Genomic DNA, 3,969 nt, shown 5'->3' on the forward strand with positions numbered 1-3,969 from the left:
CTATCTACTATATCCTCATCATAACTTTTTTCATAAAGTTTATCTCTTATCTCTTTTTCAGTCTTTAACCCTCGTGATACTACATTTAAACAATAACTTTTACACTTTATAAATTCTTCTTCTTTTATTATTTTAATAATTTTTTCTTTATCTATAGAAGAGCCTTTATTTAAGGAAAATTTATATAAAAGCTCACCATCGCATCCAAAAGCAAATTCATCGTCAATAAATATGTTCACTCTATCTTTATGTTTTTTTTGTGCTTCAATTTTTGTTATTTTTCCCATGGAAGCTTATTCTCCTTCTATTTACCTTTTAATACATGAATAGTTGGTGCATTTAACACTTTTAAAGCTGCTTCATATATATGATCACCAGTTATATTTCTTAGTCTATTCATATCTTCAATAAATTCATATATAGACTCTTCTTCTAGAGCTTGATGTATAACATAATTACAAAGCTCTGTAGAATCTTCCATTATGGAAGCTACTGCAGTCTTATGAACCTTTTTCATAAGAGCTACTGTGGTATCATCAAAAACTATGGTTCTATCTTTTATATTTTTTATACAACTATTTATAGCTTCCATGGATTCATCAATATTATCCTCTCCCACAGCTGTATAAATAGATAATGTTTTTATATTGTTTGTAAGATCCATGTGAGTGTACACATCATAGGCAAGGCCCATGTTTTCTCTAAGTTCTCTAAATAGTATAGAGTTTGAGCTTTCCCCAAGCTTTAGATTTAATATTTTAAGAGCAAGTTCCATAGACTTATCCATATGATGCAGAGTATATAAGTAAGTTAAAGTGTTTTGCTCTATATCTTTTTTATAAGATGTAAAGATTCCTTCTATATTATCTTCTATTACCACTTCTCTTTTATTTATAGCTTTACTTTTCCAATGTCCAAAACTCTTTTCTATAAGGTCTAATACTTCATCATGTTCATAATTTGAAACTATTGTTATACACATATTATTAGGAATATAAAACTCCTTATAGAAATCTATTATCTCATCTCTTGAAAAGTTTTTAACATTTTTTTCACTACCTATGATATCCCACCTTAAAGGACTATTCTTAAAAGCATATTGGTAAAGCTTTTTAAAAGACAAATCCTCAATATCATCCTTACTTGTATTTATCTCTGCAAGAATTACCCCTCTTTCCTTTTCCATATCTTCTTCTTTAAAAGTAGAATTTGTAATCATATCTCCTAGTAATTCTATAGCTTTTGGAAGCTCCTCAGATAAAGCACTTATACTATATACAGTACAACTATAATCTGTATATGCATTATATTCTCCACCTAAAAATTCTAATTCATTATTTAAAGTTTCATTATCTCTATTTTCAGTACCTTTAAATAACATGTGCTCTATAAAATGAGAGATACCTTTCTCTTTCTCTCTTTCTTGAAATGGTCCTACTTTCACTCCACCATGAATAGAAAAAATTTGAGTATCTCTTTTTATAGAAATAACTCTTAACCCATTATTTAAGGTTGAGTCATTAAAATCTAAAAATAATTGTTTCATTCCATATCTCCTTAAATTTAATTCAACAACTTAAAGTGCTTTATTTTTTATATTAATAAGTAAATTCTATCATTATAGGATGTAGAAGTTTTAATCTTATACCCTATGTTCTTTTATAATACTAATTAACTTTATAAATATCAATAATTTTTAATTATATGCTCTTATAATTAAAGAATAGGAATCTTTATCATACTTAGATCCCTTAAAATCTCCAAAGGATTCTATTTTAGAAAAATTATATTTTTCTAAAATAGAAATGAGATTATCATAAGTTAAAGGTAATAATGGAGTTAATCCAGTATATACTGAAGTCTCACTAGATACTCTTAATTCTGTATCAAAGTAAATCTTATTATCTTCCTTATTAAAATTATAATTTCTAACAAAAGTAATTTCTTCATTCTCTATAGTAGGTAAGGATTTAATATTTTTACTTAGTATTCTATCATAATTTATAATTTGTATAACTAAGGCTCCTTTATGGTTCATAATTTTATAAAAGTCTCCAATAGTTTTTTCTATTTCTTCTAAAGAGTTTAAATGAACTAATGAATTTCCTATACAATAAACCATAGAAAAGCTGTGCTTTTTAAACTCATTCTTTATATCTCTCATATCCATGCTTTTTAATGTTAAAGAATTAATATTTTTGCTTTTTTCTTTTCCAATATTAATCATTGTCTCCTCTAAATCCATGGAAAATCCCCTATATCCCTTCTCACAAAGAGCTATACCATAAGTCCCAGTTCCACAAGCTACATCTAGAAAATTCTCTCCTTTAACCTTATTCATGGTTTCTTCTAAAAACTTAATAATTTGAGGATTCTCTGGGAATACCTTATCATAAACTAAACTTAACTTATCATAAAAATTCATTAGTAATCATCTCCTAATCTAGGTTACCATTTAGCAATATGCTCCTCACATAGTGCTAAAGAGTTCTTTATTTCTATTAATTTTTTATCATATATAATTTTTCCTTGAAGATGTCCAAATACTTGATAAAACTCTGATTTTATAAGACTTAGGTTTACATTTTTGATTCTAATAGATTTAGGTAAGAATTTTAAGTCTATTATATCATCCTTGGATTTTATTATCCAAGGCTTACTTAAATCTTCCTTATCATATATGAATACCACATCCTCATGGATTTTATATGCTTTACCATTAACTATAATTCCATTTTCATTAATACCACTTTCTGATGTCCAGTGATCACCTAAGTTAATTCCTATATTATCATAATGATCCTTTAATGAACATGTAAGCCAATTCCATTTTATATTTCTTTTCCAAACACCACGACCAAAGTCCTTACTAGCAAAGCTTTCATCTTTTTTAAATTCTATATACTCATTATTAAAGGTAACTATCCCCTCACAACTTAAAGCATTTTGCTTTGAGGTAAAGGCATATCTTGTTTTAGACCACGGAACTACTATATTTAAACTTTCTTTATTGTAATTATATATAGTAAATGAGGCCATTAAACAATGCTTCTCAAAAAAGTCACTAATAAAAATATCTATTTTTACATCATTATTATGATAAATTATATTAATATTTGTATTTTTATTACTGTATCTTAAGTCCTCATCTACTGAGTCATTTAAATTAACTCCATAGGATAAAGGTAATATAAAACTCTTTTCTATAATTTTATTTTCCTTGGTATCAATTATATAAGAAAAAATCATGGCAGCATAATCTAAGTCAGTAATTGCTATGGTGAAAAAATATCTTTTATTGTTAATTGTCCAGTAATTCCACTTTTTTCTCCTGAATATATGTCTTTTACTTAAGTTGCATTCTATATTAGAATTTTTAAACCAAGTTCCCTCTTTAAAATTTATATTTCCATTTTTATCACATAATTTAACTTTAGGATCCCTAATTTCTTCCATTACAACTTCCTCCTAAACAAATACATTATTTTACATTTATTCTATAAGGAAGTATAAACTCCTTTTAGTTTTTTATAATTCACATTATATTCTTTATTGTATTTATACAGTCATTAGGAAATACATTCATAGATTCTATGTGTTATGATATACTTAATTTAAAATATATTTTTCACTTTATTGAATTTTTAAAGAATTTTAACTATATGATAATAGAATGTTGATATTGGGGTGAGATTATGGAAAATAAATATGAACTTATTATTGATTATATTGAAAAAGAAATTAAAAATGGAAACTTTAAATCCAAACTTCCATCTATAAGGGCATTAGCTATAAAGTTTAATTGTAGCAACTCCACAGTTATAAGAGCTTATTCAGAGCTTGAAAAGAAAAGCTTAATCTACTCAATGCCTAAAAGTGGTTACTTTGTCTTAGAGAATAAGTTATTTACATATAAAGATATAGATAAAGATAGCTTTAACTTTTCCTCAGGAGAACCATGTCCTTTTA

4 protein-coding genes and 1 pseudogene are annotated in these 3,969 nt (G+C 26.1%); 1 reads left to right on the forward strand and 4 read right to left on the reverse strand.

Annotated elements, in window-relative coordinates:
- From AB2369_RS12175 to AB2369_RS12190, 4 genes and pseudogenes are all read right to left on the reverse strand, one after another.
- Positions 1 to 287, reverse strand: a pseudogene (locus AB2369_RS12175) (recombination regulator RecX); the annotation flags it as partial.
- A 17-nt stretch (positions 288 to 304) separates the two neighbouring features.
- On the reverse strand, positions 305 to 1,546 hold the full coding sequence (locus AB2369_RS12180; protein ID WP_367666744.1) for a M16 family metallopeptidase: 1,242 nt from the start codon (positions 1,544 to 1,546) through the stop codon (positions 305 to 307).
- Between the two features lie 150 nt (positions 1,547 to 1,696).
- A complete protein-coding gene (locus AB2369_RS12185; RefSeq protein ID WP_367666745.1) occupies positions 1,697 to 2,425 on the reverse strand; it encodes a class I SAM-dependent methyltransferase in 729 nt (242 codons plus the stop codon).
- 23 nt (positions 2,426 to 2,448) lie between these two features.
- Positions 2,449 to 3,456: a DUF2804 domain-containing protein gene (locus tag AB2369_RS12190; protein ID WP_367666746.1), complete on the reverse strand. Its 1,008-nt coding sequence runs from the start codon at positions 3,454 to 3,456 to the stop codon at positions 2,449 to 2,451.
- 239 nt (positions 3,457 to 3,695) lie between these two features.
- Here AB2369_RS12190 and AB2369_RS12195 point away from each other — a divergent pair.
- On the forward strand, positions 3,696 to 3,969 hold a 274-nt coding region (locus AB2369_RS12195), incomplete at its 3' end, for a winged helix-turn-helix domain-containing protein (RefSeq protein ID WP_367666747.1).

Origin of the sequence: Clostridium sp. (assembly GCF_040797585.1) — a bacterium.
Classification (GTDB): domain Bacteria; phylum Bacillota; class Clostridia; order Clostridiales; family Clostridiaceae; genus Clostridium_Z.